This window comes from Georgenia muralis (assembly GCF_003814705.1).
Lineage (GTDB): Bacteria > Actinomycetota > Actinomycetes > Actinomycetales > Actinomycetaceae > Georgenia > Georgenia muralis.
The window spans coordinates 2890731-2909879 of the sequence record NZ_RKRA01000001.1 but is presented as its reverse complement, the minus strand read 5'-3'; the positions used below and the strand labels follow the sequence as shown (position 1 = coordinate 2909879).

The window sequence follows — 19149 nt, the reverse complement described above, 5'->3', positions numbered from 1 at the left end:
TCATTCCTTTTCTGTGAGCAGGCCATCCACGACCTGCTTGATCTGGACCCGAAGGTTTCGCTCGATGTCTGACAGCTCGACCGGCGCGTCCGAGAGGCGCGCGATGGTGAGATTGATGATGCCGAACACGGTCTCGCCCGCCAGGCGGACGGAGGCGGAATCGACGGACAGGCCACGTTCGCGCGCATGCGCTTGCAACCGGGCCGAGATCAGGCCTTCCAGTCGATAGACGAGCTCCACACCCTCGGCCCGATAAGGTTCTGCCGCGAGGCCGAACAACAGCTCCCGCTGGTACGCCATGGAATTCTCCGGCGTGCGGACGCTGCGCTCGATCGTCGGGACCACGAGCGCGTTGATCGCAGCCGCGGGCTCGGCGATAGGCGCCGCACGTCGTTCGCCCTCGTCAATCGCCGCGCGGAACTCTTCGTTGTAGATCATGAGCAGCAGCTCGCTCTTGGTGGCCGCATAGCGGAAGAGCGTCCCGGCGGCCACATCGGCCCGATCGGAGACCTCCTGCGTGGTCACCGCCGCGAAGCCTCGCTCCGCGAACAACTCGGCGGCGGCGCGGAAGATCCGGTCGCGCTTGTCGCGCATATTGCGGTCGCGCCTGCTCGCTGCCGCGACTGCCATCGTCATGCTGCAACCTCCCTGAGTAGCCTCAATAATGAGTGTACTCCGCGTCGCTCACTACGTCCGGTCCGCCCGCGGCACTAGGACGTGTTGCTAAATCCATTGCAGAGCGGCGGAGAGGCAGATCCCTGCCGCGTATGACCGGGCGGTCTTGTCGTAGCGGGAAGCGAGTCCGCGCCACTGCTTCACGAAGTTGAAGCACCGCTCGACGACGTTGCGGCCCTTGTAGCGCTCCCGTTGGTCATCGCCGAAGTCGATCGGACGGCCCGGCCGCTTGCGACGGTGCGCGATCTGGTCGTCGCGTTCGGGGATCGTGGCCTTGACGCCGCGCTCGCGCAGCCAGGCCCGGTTCTTCTTCGACGGGTAGCCCTTGTCCGCGAGCACCCGGTCCGGTCTCGTGCGCGCGGGCCCTCGGCCGGGGATGTGGATCTCGTCGAGTACGCAGGTGAACATGCTCGTGTCTGCGACCTGCCCGCCAGTGAGGACGAACGCCAGCGCCCGGGCCTTCCCGTCGCAGACGAGATGGATCTTCGTCGTCAAACCACCCCGTGACCGGCCGATCGCGTGGTCAGGAGGCTCTGGACCGGACTTCTTGTAGTTCGACGGATCCCCCTGTGACCCGGGGCAAGGTCGCGCCATGCTGATGGACACGCGCGATCGAGGAATCCACCGACACGACCCAGTCGATCTCGTCAGCGAGCGACGCCCGCTTCTGCACGTGGGTGAGCAGGTCCTCCCAGACGCCGTCGCTCGCCCACCGGCGGAAGTTCTTGTAGATCGTGTTCCAGCTCCCGAACCGATCGGGGAGGTCTCGCCACGCCGATCCCGTGCGGAACCGCCACGCGGTCGCCTCGACCACTGTGCGCCGATCCACCGGAGGACGGCCCCGTGTCCTCGCCGGCGGGAACACGTCCCGGATCAGCTCCCAGACCTCGTCCGTGATGACATCTCGCGACACGACTCAAGAATCACCCGAAGGCTCCACACCCACATTTAGCAACACGGCCTAGGCCCCCCGGCCGGTCCGCTCAGCAGGTCCGCAGCATCCGCTCGAGCACCCGGCAGCCGAACTTCAGCGCCTCGACCGGCACGCGCTCGTCGACGCCGTGGAACATGCCGGGGAAGTCCAGGTCCGGCGGGAGCTGCAGCGGCGCGAAGCCGTACCCGGTGATCCCCAGGCGGGACAAGGACTTGTTGTCCGTGCCGCCGGAGAGCATGTAGGGCAGGACGACGGCGCCGGGGTCCTCGGCGTCGATGGCCGCGACCATGGCGTCCACCAGGTTCCCGGCGAAGGGCACCTCGAGCCCGACGTCCTGGTGCACCGGCTCGATCTCGATGCCGGGGCCGGCGAGGCGCTTGATGGTCGCGAAGACCTCCTCCTCGTCGCCCGGGATGGACCGGACGTCGACGACGCCGCTCGCCTGGCCGGGGATGACGTTGGCCTTGTACCCGGCCTCGAGCTGGGAGGGGTTGGAGCCGGTGCGCAGCGTCGCGGCGACGAACTTCCTCGCCGGGCCGAGGGCGTCGACGAGGCGGTCGATGCCCTCGGGGTCCTCCGGGTCGAACGTGGTGCCGGTGAGGTCCGCGACACCGGTGAGGAGCTGACGGACGGTGCCGGTGAGGTGTATCGGCCAGGAGTGCTCGCCGATGCGGTGGATGGCGCCGGCGAGGCGGGTGACGGCGTTGTCGGTGTTGACCTGGGAGCCGTGCCCGGCCGTGCCGCCCGCCACGAGCCGCAGCCACGCCAGGCCCTTCTCCGCCGTCTGGAGGAGGTAGACGCGCCGGCCGTCGACCTCGGTGGAGTAGCCGCCCACCTCGCTCACGGCCTCGTCGGCGCCCTCGAAGAGGTCGGGCCGGTGGCGCACGAGCCACTGGGCGCCCATCTTCCCGCCGGCCTCCTCGTCGGCGAACATCGCCACGATGAGGTCGCGCGGGGGGCGCCAGCCGGTGCGGCCCATGTCGCGCACGACCGCCAGGATCATCGCGTCCATGTCCTTCATGTCGACGGCGCCGCGGCCCCAGACGAGGCCGTCGCGGATCTCGGCGGCGAAGGGGTCGACCGACCAGTCGGCGGCCTCGGCCGGCACGACGTCGGTGTGCCCGTGCAGGACCAGCGCGGGGCGGGTGGAGTCGGTGCCGGGGATGCGCAGGACGACGCTCGACCGGCCGGGCACGGACTCGATGAGCTCGGGGGCGAACCCGACCTCGGTGAGCAGCGCCATGACGAGCTCGGCCGCGACCCGCTCCCCCGGCCCTGAGCCGTCCCCGTAGTTGGAGGTGTCGATGCGGATGAGGTCGCAGCAGATCTGGACGACCTCGTCCTCCGGGCGGATGGGGGTCTCGGCGTTGGTCACCTCGGCAGGCTATCTGCCGTAGCCGTGGGGTCCGCCACCTGAGAACCTGACCGCTCGGCGAGCCCCGTCACTCCGCGAGTCCGCGCCGCGCCAGCAGGGGGGCGATGTCGGCGTCGCGCCCCCGCAGCGCCCGGAACGAGCCGAGCGGGTCGCGGGAGAACCCGCGGGAGAGCAGCTCCTCACGGAAGCGCTGCCCGGCGGCCCGGTTGAGGCCGCCGTCGCCACCTTGTGCCGCCTCGTGATGGAACCACTCCACGGTCTCGGCGTCGAGCACCTCGGACCAGATGTAGGAGTAGTACGCGGCGTCGTAGCCGCCGCCGAAGGAGTGGTTGAAGTAGGTGGAGCGGTACCGGGGCGGGACGAGGTCAAGACCCACACCGGCGGCGTCGAGCGCGGCGCGCTCGAACTCCTCGACGTCCTCCGGGGCGGTGGGCACCTCCTCCGGGGTGAGCCGGTGCCAGGCCTGGTCGAGCAGGGCGGCGCCGAGGTACTCGGTGGTGGCGAAGCCCTCCCCGTAGGCGCCCACCGCGAGCAGCTTCTCGAGCAGGTGCTGCGGGAGCGGCTCCCCGGTGCTGTGGTGTCGGGCGAACCGGCCGACGACGGCGGCGTCGGTCATCCACATCTCGTTGACCTGTGAGGGGTACTCGACGAAGTCACGCGGCACCGAGGTCCCGGACAGGGTCGGGTAGTGCACGTTCGAGAACAGCCCGTGCAGGGCGTGGCCGAACTCGTGGAAGCAGGTGCGCACCTCGTCCCAGGTGAGCAGCGTCGGCTCCCCCGGCGGCGGGGCGGTGATGTTGAGGTTGTTGACGACGACCGGCTTGCGGCCGAGGAGGTGGGACTGCCGGACGAAGGAGTGCATCCAGGCGCCGCCGCGCTTGCCGGCGCGCGCGTAGAAGTCGCCCACGAAGAGGCCCAGACCGCTGCCGTCCTCCTCCTTGACCTCCCACACCCGGACGCCGTCGGTGTAGCCGGCGAGGTCGGGCCGCTCGTGGAAGGTGATGCCGAACAGGGCGGTCGCGGCGTGGAAGACGCCGTCGGTGAGGACGCGGTCGAGCTCGAGGTAGGGGCGCAGGACGTCGTCGTCGAGGTCGAAGCGCTCCTTGCGGAGCCGCTCGGAGTAGTAGCCCCAGTCGGCGGCGGTGAGCGTCTCGCCGTCGTGGTCGGCGTCGAGCATGGCCTGGAGCTCGGCCGCCTCGAGGCGGGCGTTGCGGGCCGCCGGGGCGGCGAGCCGCTCGAGCATGGCGCGGACCGCCTCGGCCGTCAGGGCCGTCCCGTCCTCGGCGATGTAGGCGGCGTGGTGCTCGTAGCCGAGCAGCCGGGCACGCTCGGCCCGCAGCCTGGCGAGCTCGAGGAGGACGACGCGGGTGTCCGAGTCGGCGTCGACCCCGCTCCCGCGGGTGCGGGACGCCTCGAGGAGAGCGGTGCGGAGCTCGCGGTCGGTCAGGCGCGCGAGGAGGGGCTGCTGGGTGGGCAGCTGGAGGGTGATGAGGTGGCCCGCGCCGGCGGCGTCGTCGGATCGGTCGGCGGCGTTGCGGGCGAGGGCCGCGACGGTGCCCTCGTCGAGCCCGGCGAGGCGGGCGGGGTCGTGCACGGGGAGGGCCCCGGCCTCGAGGCTGCGGACGGCGCGCTGGGAGAACTCGGTCTCCAGGGTGACGATGCGTGCGTTGAGTGCCCGGAGCTGCTCCTGCTCGGGCTCGGTCAGGCGGATGCCGGCACGCACGAAGGTCTTGCGGTACTGCTCGAGGAGCCAGGCGGTCTCGTCGTCGAGGTCGAGAAGGGGGGCCGCGTTGGCGACGGACTCGAGGCGGTTGTAGATGCGCCGGTCGAGGTAGAGCGCGTCGCCGTGTGCGGCGAGCAGCGGGGCGATCTCGGACTCGAGGGCGTGGAGGTCGTCCCCGCCGACCGAGCCGGCAAGGGTGTGCAGGACCACCATGGTCCGGCGCAGGATCTCGCCCGAGCACTCGAGCGCCTCGAGGGTGTTGGCGACGTCGGGCAGGTCCTGGTCGGTGGCGATCGCCTCCCACTCGGCCCGCTGGGCGGCCATGCCGGCCAGCACTGCCGGGCGGAAGTGCTCCAGACGGACCGCGGCGAAGTCGGGCAGGCCGTAGGGCAGCGTGGAGGGTGCGGCGAAGGGGTTGTCGGCGGGTAGCGCCGTGACCTCCGGTGCGGTGGCGAGATCGGGCATCGGGCTATTGTGCCGTGCGTCACCGGCAATGCGGACCAGATGCACAGCCGCGCGTCACATTTTCGGACGGAAACCGTGGCGCGCGAGGACGCTGGCGATGTCCGGCGGGAAGAACCCGGGCCCCTTGAGCACCTTCCCGTCCTCGCGGTAGATGGGCCTCCCGTCCTCGCCGAGCTTGGAGAGGTTGGAGGCCTGGATCTCGGCGAGGACCTCGTCCAGCGGGATCCCGCACTCGAGCGCCATCCCGTAGATGACGTAGATGAGGTCTCCGAGGGCGTCGGCGGCCTCGACGGTGTCCCGGGTGCCGTCGTCGGCCGCGACGGCACGGGTGAAGGCGGCCGAGACCTCGGCCCCGGCGGACTCGCCGTAGACGGCCTCGACGAGCTCGGCCAGCTCCTCGGCGACGAGAGCCATGCGCATGTGGACCCGGTCTCGGTCGACGCTGGGGGCGTCGGCGACGACGGGCAGGTGGTAGGTCTCGTGGAACTGCCGGACGAGAGCGTCGGGGTCGCGGGGCGACGGCGCGGCGGGCTGGGCTCCCACGGCGGTGCCGTCCGGGTTGCCCGTCGCGGCGGCGCGGTCCGGCCCGTCCCACGGCGCCACGGGGGTGCGCGGGTCATCCCTGAGTAGGGTGCCGATCCAGCCGTCCTTCCACTCCCCGCGGGAGTGGTTGAGCGAGCGCACCGTTCCTTCCTTGCGGAAACCGTGGCGCCAGACCGCTCGCCAGGAGGCCCAGTTGCCGGCGTCGGCGCGCCAGGCGATCGTGTGCAGGCCCAGCCGGTCGAAACCGGCGTCGAGGACGAGCCCGACGGCGGTGGACATGACGCCGTGGCCACGCGCCTCGGAGGCGAGCCAGTAGCCGATCTCCGCCTTGCCGTCCTGGGCGCCGTGGAGGCCGATCATGCCGACGAGCCGCGCACCGCCCTCGTCGCGGATCGCCCAGACCGGCGAGCCGTCCGTCCAGCTCGCGGGGACGACACTGGTGACGAAGTTCTCGGCGTCGGAGCGCCGGTACGGGCTCGGCATGGTGGTCCAGAACTGGATGTCCGGTTCCTGGCAGACGTCGGTGATGCGGTCGACGTCGTCGGCGGTTGGGGCGGTGAGCACCAGGGCGCCGTCCGGCGAGCGCAGCTCGAAGGTCTCCATGGCGCAGGACGCTACCGGGTGGCGCGGGTCGTACAACGGCGACAACCGTGCCGTCGCCCCTCCGCTCACGCACGAAGCGGCGGGAGGTGTGGTGTCCGTCACGAGTGGCCGTCGGGGTGCCTCGCGGTTCGGAGGTGCCGCCGGCCGCGTGCTATCTTTTCTGGCGTTGCCCAGCAGGGCGGACGGTGCTCAGGTGCCGGACGAGAAGCCGGGAAACACCACCTGTCCGGGTGGCGGAATAGGCAGACGCGCTAGCTTGAGGTGCTAGTGCCCTTTATCGGGCGTGGGGGTTCAAGTCCCCCTCCGGACACTCGTTGAGACAGCGACGACGAAGGCCCCCGACCTCGGTCGGGGGCCTTCGTCGTTGTCAGGTTCTCACGCTCGCACGCACTACCTCTACCAATCCCGGCTCGCTCCGGCCGCCCTGGCGGCCTCACGCGCCGCGGCGACGGGATCTGCGATGGTGGTTCGATCCGGTCAGTCCCGAGGCGAGCTGGGCGAACGCCTCGTCGAGCATGGCGGGCAGTCGCCGGGCGGCGGACCCGGAGCGCATCCACAGGCCGATGGTGCTTCGGATGGTCGCTACCGCGGCGGCGCTGACAAGGCCGGGGTAGGCGTCAGCGTCCGGGTCGGCCCCGGTGCGATCGGCGATGACGGCCCGAAGGTCCGCTTCCAGCGCGTCGTACTGCGCGAGGCGGTACGGGCGCAGGCTCACGAACTGCTCGTCGAGCTCGAGATGGCGGACGAAGGAGCGCACCTGTTCGAGACTCCACGCTTTGGTCGACCCGACCACCGCCTGGCGCAAGACCTCCAGTGGCGGCTCGTCGGTCGGCCGCTGCACGGCGCCGTCGACGAAGCCCGCCCAGCGGGGGGCGTCAGCGGCGACCACCGCCTCCTCCTTGGAGGCGAAGTAGTTCGAGAACGTCCGCGGCGAGACGAAGGCCATCCTTGCGATCTCGTCGATCGTCAGGTTGTCCATGCCGTGCTCCAGCGCCAGCTTGAGGGCGGCATCGGCGATCGTCTCTCGCGTCATCAGCTTCTTGAGCTCTCGCAAGCCCATGTCAGGGGAGTCCATGCCCGTTCCTCACGCGCGTGGTTGCTAGTTCGGCAAACCCCCAGATGGTGCTGGGGATGGTCGCCTCTCCCCCGAGAACGACGGACACCTGCTCAGGTTCTGCGCTCCTGCCGGCTCCGCCCCCAGGCGGGTCCCGCTATCAACAAGGCTAGCCCCAAAGCGGCCCAATGTCATGAGATCTGGCACCGGGCATGGGTCGAAGGTCCCACCTGCGAGAACGCTTCGCGAAGCGTCCAGAGCCCCTTGCCGGCCGACTCGGACTATCACAACTTCGCTTCAACGCAAGTTCGCCACACCAAACTGCTTGCGGGACCCGCAAAGTTCTGCCAAGGTCAGCGATGCATGGCCGATTTTCACCCCCTGCAAGTCGGCGTGCACACACCGCTTCGGCCCGGCCGGAGAGCCCCACTCACAGAGAGTCCCCACCATGAACCGTGCAGCCGCATTTGTCATGACCATGTTCACCCTCGTCGGCGACCGTTTCGAGAACCGCAAGGACCGTGGCGCCACCGCCGTGGAGTACGGCCTGATGGTCGCCCTCATCGCCGTCGCCATCATCGTCGTCGTCACTGCCCTCGGCGGTCAGCTCAGCACCCTCTTCACGAGCGTGACGGAGGCCCTCAAGCCAAAGGTCACTGCCTAGTCTCGTCGAGCGCGGCGCAGCGATTGTGCTGCGCCGCGCTTGTCCACTCCCAGTGCGCTGAGAGGCGGAGATGTGAGAGGGATACGTCACCAGTGCGAGAAGGGTGCCGCAGCGGTCGAGTTCGCGTTGCTCGTTCCGGTGCTCGTTGCGCTTCTCCTGGGCATCGTGGAGTTCGGCCGTGCCTACAACGTCCAGAGCACCATCTCTGGAGCCGCACGTGAAGGCGTGCGCGAGTACGCCCTTCACAATGACGCATCTGCAGCCGAGGACGCGGTGCGATTCTTCGCCGCATCCCTTGACCAAGGTGCGTTGACGGTGACCGCCAACCCATCCTGCCCACCTGCGGGCGGGGATGCACGCACGACTGTCACCGTGACGTATGACTTCGATTTCATAACAGGTTGGTTCGGAAACGGCCTGACCTTGACCGGCATGGGGACAATGAGATGCAACGGTTGAACTGCCAGAGGGACCGCGGAGCGGTTGCCGTTGTTGTCGCACTGCTCATGGTCGCGATCATCGGCACCGCTGCGGTATCCGTGGATGTAGCCAACATGTGGTCGGACAAGCGTCAGCTCCAAAATGGAGCCGATGCCGCTGCTCTAGCGATTGCGCAAGAGTGCGCCTCTGGGACCTGCGGCGGCAACCCGACCGACACCGCCAAGGAATTCGCTGTCCTCAACAAGAACGACAGGCTTGCCAACGCAGAGGTCGAGCTCGACACGGCTGCTGGCAAGGTCAGAGTGGTAACGAAGGCAGATACCGACCACTGGTTCGCTCCCATCTTCGGCCTGGACAGTAGTGAGGTCGGTGCGGCAGCTACCGCCGCTTGGGGCCCTGCTGGCAGCGCCACCTCGGCACTGCCGCTGACCTTCTCCGTGTGCGAAATTGCCGCCATGACGGACGGGTCGTTTCAAGAGACGCCAAGCGGTTCCGGCAACTGGGAGCTCAAGTACAACTCTACTCAGACCACGACGATCTACCTCGACCACCCTGGTTCGAGCAAGGACGGAAGCGACGGTTGCACGTCCACATCGAGCGGGGCAGAGATCCCAGGAGGATTCTCGTGGATCACCGATGGCCTTGACGCTTGCACCGCATTTACGGCGATCGGCTATCCCGTTCCGAGTGACACCGGGAACCCTGGACCCGGCGAGTGCAGTGCGGATTACTTGCAGACTCTGATCGGGCACGATGTCGTTCTTCCCATCTTTGGAGAGAGTGGCGGATCTGGATCGGGCGGCTCTTACACCATCTACGGGTACGTGGGCTTTACCCTTGAAGGCCTCTTCCTTCAGACGCAGGGAAACGGGCCAATTGCGTTGGGTGACAGCAGCGGCTGCAACGCCGGAAATGGTCAGTGCATCCGCGGGAAGTTTACGAAGATCTCCGACGGAACCGGCACCTCTTCCCCCACCGCCCCCAACACCGGGGCATCCAATGTTCGACTGACGGATTGAGCAAACCAGTGCAGCGCCGTGTCATCGCCGCCGTTTCGGCAGCACTTCTCGCCCTCGTCGGTGGGCTCCTCATCATCAGCTACGTCCGTGGGGCAGACCAGCGCGCCCTTGCCGGCCAAGAAGCCGTGGACGTACTCGTTGTCTCCGAGGACATCCCCAAGGGAGCCTTGGCTGAGGAAATCGTCGCCTCGGTCAGCGCCGTTCAACTTCCTGCCGTGTCGGTACCTGAGGACGCCGTCACGTCGCTCGAGGAGGTCTCCGGTCTCGTGGTCACGGCCGATCTGTACCCCGGCGAGCAACTTATTGCGGCCCGTTTCGCACAACCAGCAAGCCTCGCGACCTCAGAGGTCGATGTCCCTGCGGGTCTTCAGCAGTTGTCAATCCAGCTGGAGCCGCAACGTGTCATCGGCGGGCATCTCGACGCCGGCGACAAGGTCGGAATCTTCGTGTCCATGCCGGGCGAGGCAGAGGTCCCCGCGCAGACCCGCCTCATCCTGAGTCACGTTCTCGTCACCCGTGTCCAGGGCGGCATCGCAACGCCCACGGACGCCGACGAGTCGGCCGCTGACCCGGCAAGCACGCAGGGCACGCCGGACCAGGTCGTGATCGTCACGCTTGCGACGACCGCACCTGACGCCGAACGCATCGTCTTCGGTCAGGTCAGCGGATCAATCTGGCTCTCCGTGCAGCCGGACGACGCGACGGCGGACGGCAGCCGGATCGTGACGCGGGAGAACATCTTCGAATGACCCGCGTCGTCCTCGCCACAGGCTCGCCAGACCTCCTGGAACGCATGCACTACGCCACGGGAGGGGCATTCCTCGCGCTTCGCGGTGAAGCCCTGCCCGTCGACGTCGAGGATTTCTTCACCAAACTAGGTGGCGCGCCTCGGCCGGATGTCGTCATGCTGGACGCGGATGGCGAGACAGAACATGCCCTCGGCCTTGCCGCTGACTTCCGACGCAGGCTCCCTGGCGCGAGTGTGGTTCTGGTCAGTCCGCTGGGTTCCGACCTCGGCCTCCAAGCGTTGCGCGCCGGCGTTGTCGACATCCTGCACGCGGAGGCCGACATCGAGGCGATCCGGCTGGTTCTGGACCGTGCCTCCGACCTCGCCGCACGACCGGTCGAAAGCCACGGGCATGCCCCGACGGCCAGTGTTGAGCCCGGACAGCAGGGCAAGGTCATCAGTGTGATGTCGCCCAAGGGCGGCGTGGGGAAGACGACGATCGCTACCAACCTCGCGATCGGGCTCGCCGAATCCGGTGCCCAGTCCACCGTTCTGGTGGACCTCGACATTCAGTTCGGCGATGTCGCCAGCGCGCTCGATCTTGAGCCGGACTACACGCTCCCCGACGTCGTAACCGGTCAGGGCCAAGGCGACACCATTGCACTGAAGAGCTTTCTCACCCAGCACAGCTCCGGGCTGTTCGTGATCTGCGGCGCCGACTCGCCCGCGGCCGCAGACGGCATCACGACCGCGGATGTCTCCGCCCTGCTGCGGTCGCTCGCGGACGAGTTTCGGTTCGTCGTGGTGGACACCGCGCCGGGCCTCACGGAACATAACCTCGCCGTCATGGACGAGACCAGCGACCTCGTGCTCGTCACAAGCATGGATGTCCCTGGCATTCGCGGCCTTCGCAAGGAGATCGACACGCTTGACCGCCTCAGTATGGTCGACGCCGAGCGCCACATCGTCGTCAACCTCGCGGAGAAGGGCGTCGGACTCGACATCAAGGACGTGGCCGTCACCCTCGGGACCGACGTCCATGTGGAGATCCCACGGTCCAAGGCGGTCTCACTCTCCGTCAACCAGGGAATCCCGATACTCGTATCCAGCCGTCGGGACGCAGCCGCACGTCAGATTGCCCTCCTCGTTGAGAGGTTCGTGCCGCAGGCCGACGCCCAAGCAGCCAACCGAGGCCGACACAGGCTGATCGGAGGAAACCGATGAACCTCGCCGAGAGGCTCTCAGTGGCCGCCCGCGCCAATGGTGCGCGCGCCGGGGAGGTTGACGATCAGCACCGGCCCCCTCCGGCCGCACCACAAGGGGCGCCCGAAGCCCTGCGGCCGGAAAATCCGCCGCTTGCTGCCGCACCGTCGGGTGGTGTCGGTCTCCACCCTGGTGTCGCAAGTGCCGTCGCTCCCGTCACCACTTCGGGCCCGAACCCAGCGAGTACGGCGACATCGCTCTCCGGGAGGCAAGCTGCCACGCAGTCACCGACCTCGACGGCGACATCGGCGACCTCCTGGGTGGCTGCCGACCCGATGTCCAAGCTCAAGGCGAAGGCAGCTGCTTCACTCTTCGAGCGGATGGGGTCACGGCTGAGCGACCCGACGCTCAGCGAGGAAAAACTGCATGAGTTGGTACATGCCGAGCTCCTCGCGGTGGTCGAGGAGGAGAAGATTCCTCTCACGAGCGAAGAGCGCCTGCGATTCATCCGTCAGGTCCAAGATGACGCGCTGGGCTACGGCCCCCTCCAGCGATTCCTTGACGACCCGACCGTCACCGAGGTCATGGTCAACGGCCCTGACAACATCTATATCGAGCAGAATGGCAAGCTCGGACGCGCGCCCGCGAGCTTCAGCTCCGAAACGCACCTTCGACGCGTGATCGAACGCATCGTCTCGCGGGTCGGTCGCCGCATCGACGAGTCCTCGCCCATGGTGGACGCACGCCTCGCCGATGGCTCCCGAGTGAACGCGATCATCTCGCCGCTGGCATTCTCCGGCTCTACCTTGACCATCCGGAAATTCTCCAAAGACCCCTACAAGGTCCACGATCTGATCCGGTTCGGAACGCTCTCCCCGGAGATGGCCGAACTGCTGCACGCCTGTGTGGCCGCGAGGCTCAACATCATCATCTCCGGCGGTACCGGTACGGGCAAGACGACGCTCCTCAACGTCCTCTCGTCGTTCATCCCCGAGGACGAGCGCATCATCACCATCGAGGACGCTGTCGAGCTCCAGCTCCAGCAGGACCATCTGGTCCAGCTCGAGAGCCGCCCGCCCAACATCGAGGGCAAGGGGGCGATCTCGATTCGCGATCTCGTGCGCAACTCGCTCCGCATGCGTCCCGATCGCATCGTCGTCGGCGAGGTCCGCGGCGGTGAGACTCTCGACATGCTGCAGGCCATGAACACCGGCCACGACGGCTCACTCTCGACCGTTCACGCCAATACCCCCCGCGATGCGGTGTCACGTCTCGAGACGATGGTGCTCATGGCAGGGATGGACCTGCCACTACGCGCGATTCGCGAGCAGATCGCATCGGCGGTGAACGTCATCGTCCAGCTCAGCCGACTACGGGACGGCACCCGGCGGGTCACCGCGGTCACCGAGGTGCACGGCATGGAGGGCCAGACGGTGACGATGCAGGACGTGTTCGTCTTCGATCATGCCGCCGGGATCGACGCCAACGGCCGCTACCTCGGTCGCACGATCCCCACTGGTGTGCGTCCCCGCTTCGCCGAGAGGTTCTCGGACATGGGCATCAACGTCTCCCCGAGAGTCTTCGGTGGTCCCGAGATCGGCACGTACAGGTGAGCGTCATCGCCGAGACCCCGTCACTTGCGGTCGGCCTAGCGGCCGCGGTCACAGCTATCGCCGTCCTCGTCTTCATAGCCGTCGCGCCAGCGTCCAACCGGGTCGAGCTTCGCCGCAGGCGCCCCGGTGCACCTCCCCCGCCAGGGCCGCTGGCGACCATGTCCTCGGCGGCAACGGCAGCCGTGGGGACAGCGATGGAACGCCGGGGCACCGGAGGCCTTGCCGGAACGCTCGAGCATGCCGGTGTGAAGATGCGTCAGCAGGATTTTGCCTTCCTCGTTTTGGTAGGCGCGCTTGCGCTCGCGGCCTTCGGCGTCCTGTTCCTGGGGCCTCTGGGACTCCTCCTCAGTAGCCTCTCGCCCCTCCTCGCCAAGGTAAGGCTCGACTCGTTGACGGCGCGCCGCCGGCGGAAGTTCGCCGACCAGTTGGATGACTCACTCCAGCTCATGGCCAGCAGCTTGCGTGCCGGTCACAGCCTTCCGCAGGCCCTGAATTCAGTAGCCCGTGAGGCGGAGGAACCCACATCCGAGGCTTTCTCGCGGATCATCAACGAAACGCGTGTCGGTCGCGACATGGGCGACTCCCTCACGGACACCGCACGCCGGATGGGATCGGAAGATTTCGAGTGGGTGACTCAAGCCATTGCGATCAATCGCGAGGTCGGTGGGAACCTCGCGGAGGTGCTCGACGGTGTCGGTCACACCATCCGGGAACGTAACCAGATCCGCCGCCAGGTCAAGGCGCTCAGCGCCGAGGGCAAACTCTCGGCGTTCATCTTGATGGGCCTTCCGTTCGTTGTGGCGATCTTCCTCGTCTTCACCAACCCTGGATACATCTCCGGGCTCACCCAAAGCCTTCTCGGCTACGGCATGCTTGCGATTGGCGCGGTCCTCCTGATCGTTGGCGGGATCTGGATGCGCAAGACCGTCCAGATCAAGTTCTGAGGAGTCAACATGCCCACTGTGCTCGTTCTGGGTGTGTTGGCGGTGAGCGCGGCCCTTGGCACTGTCACGTTTCTCGCCGTGGCCGGAGCTGACCGTTCGAGACAACAAGCCGTCGCGAACTTGCAGCGTGGGATACACCTGGGATCTTCGGCGGTGGCCTCCGGACCGTCACGCAGTGACGGTGTTCTCGCGGTCTTGGTCGCACGCTTGACTTCCCCGGTGACGAGGAGGCGGATCGACAAGCTGCTGGCCCGCGCCGGTCGTCCGGCGGCCTGGCCACCCGAGCGGATCGCAGCGGCGAAGGTCCTCCTCGGGGCAGCTGCGGCTGCTCTCTCGTTTCTCTACATCCAATCCACGTTCTCTGCACTCAGCCTGCTGCTGGGCGCAGGCGTCACAGTTGTCGCGTACTTCCTACCGGAACTCCTTCTCCACAGCCGTGGGCAGGAGCGCAGTCAACAGATTCAGCTCGAGCTCGCCGACACCCTCGATCAGATGACGATCGCTGTCGAGGCAGGCCTCGGCTTCGACGCCGCCATGGCACGTGCCGCCAAGAACGGAAAGGGACCGCTTGCCGAGGAACTCACCAGGACTCTCCAGGACATCCAGATCGGTCAGGGCCGCCGGCAAGCGTTCGAGTCTCTGATCGCTCGCACCGATGTCACGGACCTCCGCCGATTCGTGCGAGCCGTCATCCAGGCCGACCAGTACGGCATCGCCATTGCCGACGTCCTCCGAACGCAAGCGGCCGAGATGCGGATCAAGCGTCGCCAGCGGGCGGAGGAGAAGGCGATGCAGGTTCCGGTCAAGGTGATCTTCCCCCTGTTGCTCTGCATCATGCCTGTGCTCTTCATCGTCGTGCTTGGACCCGCTGCGATCGACATCGTCGCCACGTTCTCCGAACTGTGACGCTGGTGTTATGGGCCGCCCTGACGTCTGCCGTCGCACTGGCGACTCGGCAGAGAGTGGTTCGGAGTGCGACTGCCGGGACGGGCCAGCCTTGGTTGGTGCCCGCTCTGGCAGCAGTCTGCGGCGCAGGCGCGGCGCTGGCAGGTAGGACCTGGGCCGAGACACTGGCATTCGCGATACTCGGGCTCGCCGCAGCCTTCCTCGTCGTCATTGACTTTGCCGAGTACCGGCTGCCCGACGCCATTGTCCTGCCGACCTATCCGCTGTTCTTCGGTGCCCTCACCCTGGCGGCCGCGCTCGAGAACGACTGGTCTCGGCTCGGCCGTGCGGCCGCCGCGGGCGGCCTCCTGCTCGTCTCGTACTTCATCCTCGCGTGGATCAACCCGGCGGGCCTGGGTCTCGGTGACGTCAAGCTCGCCGGTCTGCTCGGCGGCTTCCTCGGGTGGTTCGGCTGGCCGCAGGTGCTCATGGGGACCCTTGCCGCCTTCGCGCTTGTCGCCGTGGTCTCTCTCATTCTCCTGGCGCTGCGCCGGGTGGGGCGCAAGAGCGAGATCCCATTCGGCCCGTGGATGATCGCGGGCGCGGCCGTCGGGGCTGCGTGGCAGCCGCTCGTGCTCGGCTGATATGTAGGGCGGTTTGTCAAGTGGGCAGGGGTTGGCCGCCGGTCCGGGGCTGGGTTGCTCCGGATCGGGCGGCTTTCCCTTTTCCTGGCCTGTGAGTCCTGGGTGGGGTGCGTGTCTGTTCGACGCGGTGTCGAGTCTGATATGCGCGGGTTGGTTGCCGCATGACGGTGGTTTCGGCGGGGACGGTCGGCACGGTCTGACCTGACTTGGCTCACGGGTGGGCGTCCCGAGGGGCAGTAGGGCCCTGACCTGCTGCGATGTTGTTGGTTTAGTGCGGTTTCACGCACTAAGCGGGTGCGCTCTAACCTCGCGGGGTGGCGTTTATCAGGCGGGTGCGCACGGCGTCGGGTGCGACGGCGGTGCAGATCGCGGAGTACGCCGACGGGCGTCAGCGCATCGTGAGGCATGTCGGTTCAGCACACACCGAGGCCGAGCTCGGTGTCCTGCTGGAGCAGGCCCGTGAGCTGCTGGCGAACCCCGCCCAGGGGGTGCTCGATCTCGGGATCGAGCCGACGCCGCCGGTGACACCGCTGGCCCCACCAGTTCGCGAGGCCGAGCTGTTCCACGCGCCGCAGGCGGCGCCGGACCGGGGCCGGGACGGCCCGGGCCGGGTCATCTCGACGGACTCGCGGCTGCTGTTCGACGCCCTTGCCGAGGTGTTCACCGCGCTGGGGTTCGACACGGTCGGCGATGCGGTGTTCCGCGACCTGGTCATCGCCCGGATCGTGGAGCCGACCTCGCTGCTGGACACCGGGCGAGTGCTGACGGACCTGGGCCGGGTGAGCCTGTCAAGTTTTCTGTGTAGGACGGTTGGTGTCGGTTATTGGTTGATGTGGCCGGCGAGGCGGTCGGGGTAGAGCAGTTCGAGTTGGTTCAGGGCGGCGTTCCAGCCTTCGGTGGTGGCGCCCTCGACGAGTCGGCCGGCGGCTTTGCGTCGGTTGGCGGGTAGGCCGGCTTCTTTGGCGCGTTGGCGGGCGCGCTTGTCCTCGATGTCGGTGATCGCGAGCCAGAGGAGCTTGATGACGGCGTCGTCGGAGGGGAAGTGGCCGCGGTTCTTGATGATCTTGCGGAGCTGGTAGTTGAGCGACTCGATGGTGTTGGTGGTGTAGATGACCCGGCGGACCTCGGGCGGGAAGGCGAGGAAGGGTGTGAAGCGTTCCCAGGCGCGTTGCCACACCGCGATCGCGGCCGGGTACTTGCGCCCCAGGTCGGTCTCGGCGAGCTCGAGCAGGGCGGTCTCGGCGGCGTCGGCGTCGGGGGCGGTGTAGACCCGGCGCAGCCCGGCGGAGAAGGCCTTGCGGTCGCCGTAGGCGAGGTAGCGGTTCGCGGCCCGGATCAGGTGGACCACGCAGGTCTGGACGATCGTGTTCGGCCAGGTCGCCTCGATCGCCTCGGGCAGGCCCGGCAGGCCGTCACAGCAGGCGATCAGGATGTCTTTGACGCCCCGGTTGGCGAGCTGGGCGCAGACCCCGGCCCAGAACTTCGCGCCCTCGCCGGACTGGACCCAGATGCCCAGGACGTGCTTGATCCCGTCGGTGTCGATCCCGACCGCGATGTGCGCGGCCCGGTTGACCACGTGGGCGTCGTGGCGGACCTTGACGACCAGGGCGTCGAGGAAGACGACGGGGTAGACCGGGTCCAGCGGGCGGGACTGCCAGGCGATGACCTCCTCGGTCACGGCGTCGGTGATGTTCGCGATCGTCTCGTGGGACAGATCAGTCCCCAGCGTCCGGGCCAGGTGGGCCTGGATGTCCCGGACCGTCATCCCGCCGGCGTAGAGGCTGATGATCATCTCGTCCAGGCCCCCGAGACGGCGCTGGCCCTTGGGGACCAGGCGGGGGTTGAACGAGCCGTCCCGGTCCCGCGGGGTCGCCAGCGGGACCGGCCCGATCTCGGTCTCGACCGTCTTCGGGGTGCTCCCGTTGCGCGAGTTCCCACGCCCGGCCCGCTCGCCCTTGGCGTAGCCGAGGTGGTCGTCGAGCTCGGCGGCCAGGCCGCGTTCGAGGACCGAGCGGATCAGCTCGGGCAGGAACCCGCCCTGCCCGGTCAGCGCGACCCCCTCGGCGCCGGCCTGCTTGACCAGGCGCTCGATCAGGTCGTCGCTGACCAGCTCCTCACGCAGCTGCCGGGCACTCTTCTCCGGCCGACTCGGTTGCGGGTCGTCGGTGGGCACGTCCTCAGTCTCGGCGGCCCGCACGGCCGCGTCCATCAGGTCCTGCGAGGTCCACTGCGTCGTGGTCATGATCGTCTCCTCACACTGGCGTGAAGCCAGCGTCTAGGAACCATCACTTACACAGAGCATTTGACACGCCCGGCCGGGTCCCGGCCAGCTACGCCACGATGAAACGCACCCTCGCCCGCGCCGCGGTCGGCGGGTCGTATCGCGACCAGATCGCCACCTTGTGCTTCGAGCACGCCGTGAGCAGCGGTGACGTCTCCCTGGTGCTCTACGACGTGACCACGTTGTACTTCGAGGCCGAGAAGGAGGACGACCTGCGCAAGGTCGGCTACTCCAAGGAACGCCGCGTCGACCCCCAGATCGTCGTCGGGCTCCTGGTCGACCGGCACGGCTTCCCCCTCGAGATCGGCTGCTACGAGGGCAACAAGGCAGAGACCGCCACGATCATCCCGATCGTCAAGCAGTTCCAGACCCGTCACGACATCGAGGACATGGTCGTCGTCGCCGACGCCGGCATGCTCTCCGCGACCAACCTGCGCGAGCTAGACGAGGCGAACCTGCGGTTCATCGTCGGCTCCCGGGTGACCAAGGCACCGCTGGACCTGGCCTCGCACTTCCGCTGGCACGGTGACGCCTTCGCCGACGGGCAGGTCATCGACACCCTCACCCCCAGGACCGGGCGGCGCAACGAGAACGACCCGGCTCATCGGGCCGAGCCGGTCTGGGACCGCGACCTTCACCCTGGCTCGTGGCGGGCGGTCTGGGCCTACTCCGCCAAACGCGCGGCGAGGGACAACAAGACGCTCACCCTCCAGGAGAACCGGGCCCGCGCGGTCATCGCCGGGGAGAAGGCCGCCCGCACCCCGCGATTCGTCAAGACCAGCGGCGACGGGCACCGCCTGGACGAGACCGCCCTGGCACGGGCCCGGCGACTGGTCGGGCTCAAGGGCTACGTCACCAACATCCCCGCGCCAGTGATGCCGGCGGGTGAGGTCATCGGCTCCTACCACGACCTGTGGCACGTGGAGCAGTCCTTCCGGATGAGCAAGACCGACCTACGCGCCCGCCCCATGTTCCACCGCACCCGCGACGCGATCGAGGCCCACCTGACCATCGTGTTCACCGCACTGGCGGTCTCCCGCGAGGTCCAAGCCCGCACCAGCCTGGCCATCCGCAACGTCATCCGCCAGCTCCGGCCGCTGCGCTCCGCCACGATCGCGATCAACGGCGCCACCCAGACCTTCGCCCCCGCCATCCCCACCGAGCAGCAAGCCATCCTCGACGCGATCCACAGCGGGCAACTCACGCACTAAGCGAATGAGCCAACTCAGGGCACGGTCTGAGGTCGGGCGTGCCCGGCCTGGTCAGGGTCCGGGGGCTCACAGCCGATTCGTGGGTCGTCCCCTCACGCTGCTTCCTCGCCGCAGGGGACTGCTGCACGAACGGGTGACAGGTTGG

General features: G+C 68.0%; 16 protein-coding genes, 1 tRNA gene and 2 pseudogenes. 12 read left to right on the top strand and 7 right to left on the bottom strand.

Going from position 1 to position 19149, the window contains the following annotated elements; translation table 11 throughout:
- The 5 genes from EDD32_RS13075 to EDD32_RS19555 form a co-directional block, all read right to left on the bottom strand.
- Entirely contained in the window at positions 1 to 636 is a 636-nt protein-coding gene (locus tag EDD32_RS13075; protein WP_211338817.1) for a TetR/AcrR family transcriptional regulator, read from the bottom strand.
- A gap of 87 nt (positions 637 to 723) precedes the next feature.
- Positions 724 to 1588 (bottom strand): IS5 family transposase gene (locus EDD32_RS13070; RefSeq protein WP_484103608.1). Its coding sequence is split into 2 segments (ribosomal slippage): positions 724 to 1201 and positions 1200 to 1588, totalling 867 coding nucleotides; the frame shifts between segments, so codons are not numbered across the junction.
- Positions 1589 to 1658: 70 nt separating this feature from the next.
- Positions 1659 to 2984 carry a M20/M25/M40 family metallo-hydrolase gene (locus EDD32_RS13065; RefSeq protein WP_123918132.1) on the bottom strand — a complete coding sequence of 442 codons (1326 nt, stop codon included), beginning with the start codon at positions 2982 to 2984 and terminating at the stop codon, positions 1659 to 1661.
- 67 nt (positions 2985 to 3051) lie between these two features.
- Positions 3052 to 5172, bottom strand: coding sequence for a M3 family metallopeptidase (locus EDD32_RS13060; protein WP_123918130.1), 2121 nt, complete (start codon positions 5170 to 5172; stop codon positions 3052 to 3054).
- A 54-nt stretch (positions 5173 to 5226) separates the two neighbouring features.
- Positions 5227 to 6318, bottom strand: coding sequence for a bifunctional GNAT family N-acetyltransferase/nucleoside triphosphate pyrophosphohydrolase family protein (locus EDD32_RS19555; RefSeq protein ID WP_123918128.1), 1092 nt, complete (start codon positions 6316 to 6318; stop codon positions 5227 to 5229).
- Positions 6319 to 6542: 224 nt separating this feature from the next.
- Here EDD32_RS19555 and EDD32_RS13050 point away from each other — a divergent pair.
- A tRNA-Leu gene (locus EDD32_RS13050) sits at positions 6543 to 6628 on the top strand.
- A 123-nt stretch (positions 6629 to 6751) separates the two neighbouring features.
- On the opposite strand, the gene EDD32_RS13045 is transcribed toward EDD32_RS13050, so the two are convergent.
- Positions 6752 to 7393, bottom strand: a complete 642-nt coding sequence (locus tag EDD32_RS13045) for a TetR/AcrR family transcriptional regulator (protein WP_123918126.1) — start codon at positions 7391 to 7393, stop codon at positions 6752 to 6754.
- Positions 7394 to 7820: 427 nt separating this feature from the next.
- Here EDD32_RS13045 and EDD32_RS13040 point away from each other — a divergent pair, with 427 nt between their 5' ends.
- From EDD32_RS13040 to EDD32_RS12995, 10 genes and pseudogenes are all read left to right on the top strand, one after another.
- Positions 7821 to 8036: a Flp family type IVb pilin gene (locus EDD32_RS13040; RefSeq protein WP_170175291.1), complete on the top strand. Its 216-nt coding sequence runs from the start codon at positions 7821 to 7823 to the stop codon at positions 8034 to 8036.
- Between the two features lie 72 nt (positions 8037 to 8108).
- Positions 8109 to 8495: a TadE/TadG family type IV pilus assembly protein gene (locus EDD32_RS13035; RefSeq protein ID WP_123918124.1), complete on the top strand. Its 387-nt coding sequence runs from the start codon at positions 8109 to 8111 to the stop codon at positions 8493 to 8495.
- On the top strand, positions 8483 to 9496 hold the full coding sequence (locus EDD32_RS13030; protein ID WP_123918122.1) for a pilus assembly protein TadG-related protein: 1014 nt from the start codon (positions 8483 to 8485) through the stop codon (positions 9494 to 9496). The genes EDD32_RS13035 and EDD32_RS13030 overlap by 13 nt, the downstream gene beginning before the upstream one ends.
- Positions 9493 to 10245, top strand: a complete 753-nt coding sequence (gene cpaB, locus EDD32_RS13025) for a Flp pilus assembly protein CpaB (protein WP_170175289.1) — start codon at positions 9493 to 9495, stop codon at positions 10243 to 10245. The genes EDD32_RS13030 and cpaB overlap by 4 nt, the downstream gene beginning before the upstream one ends.
- On the top strand, positions 10242 to 11447 hold the full coding sequence (locus EDD32_RS13020) for a CpaE/TadZ family protein (protein WP_123918118.1): 1206 nt from the start codon (positions 10242 to 10244) through the stop codon (positions 11445 to 11447). Before cpaB ends, EDD32_RS13020 begins: the two co-directional genes overlap by 4 nt.
- Positions 11444 to 13039, top strand: coding sequence for a TadA family conjugal transfer-associated ATPase (locus tag EDD32_RS13015; RefSeq protein ID WP_123918116.1), 1596 nt, complete (start codon positions 11444 to 11446; stop codon positions 13037 to 13039). Before EDD32_RS13020 ends, EDD32_RS13015 begins: the two co-directional genes overlap by 4 nt.
- Positions 13040 to 13290: 251 nt before the next feature.
- Positions 13291 to 13983 carry a type II secretion system F family protein gene (locus tag EDD32_RS13010; protein ID WP_246006291.1) on the top strand — a complete coding sequence of 231 codons (693 nt, stop codon included), beginning with the start codon at positions 13291 to 13293 and terminating at the stop codon, positions 13981 to 13983.
- Between the two features lie 9 nt (positions 13984 to 13992).
- The gene (locus EDD32_RS13005) at positions 13993 to 14889 is read left to right on the top strand and encodes a type II secretion system F family protein (protein WP_123918114.1); all 897 of its coding nucleotides are present in this window, start codon (positions 13993 to 13995) and stop codon (positions 14887 to 14889) included.
- A gap of 98 nt (positions 14890 to 14987) precedes the next feature.
- Positions 14988 to 15512 carry a prepilin peptidase gene (locus EDD32_RS13000; RefSeq protein ID WP_246006126.1) on the top strand — a complete coding sequence of 175 codons (525 nt, stop codon included), beginning with the start codon at positions 14988 to 14990 and terminating at the stop codon, positions 15510 to 15512.
- Between the two features lie 314 nt (positions 15513 to 15826).
- Positions 15827 to 16303, top strand: a pseudogene (locus EDD32_RS12995) (IS1634 family transposase); the annotation flags it as partial.
- A gap of 29 nt (positions 16304 to 16332) precedes the next feature.
- Here EDD32_RS12995 and EDD32_RS12990 read toward each other — a convergent pair.
- On the bottom strand, positions 16333 to 17721 hold the full coding sequence (locus tag EDD32_RS12990; RefSeq protein WP_123920527.1) for an IS256 family transposase: 1389 nt from the start codon (positions 17719 to 17721) through the stop codon (positions 16333 to 16335).
- Between the two features lie 113 nt (positions 17722 to 17834).
- Here EDD32_RS12990 and EDD32_RS12985 point away from each other — a divergent pair.
- Positions 17835 to 19012 (top strand): annotated as a pseudogene (locus tag EDD32_RS12985) (IS1634 family transposase); the annotation flags it as partial.
- Between the last annotated feature and the right edge of the window lie 137 nt (positions 19013 to 19149).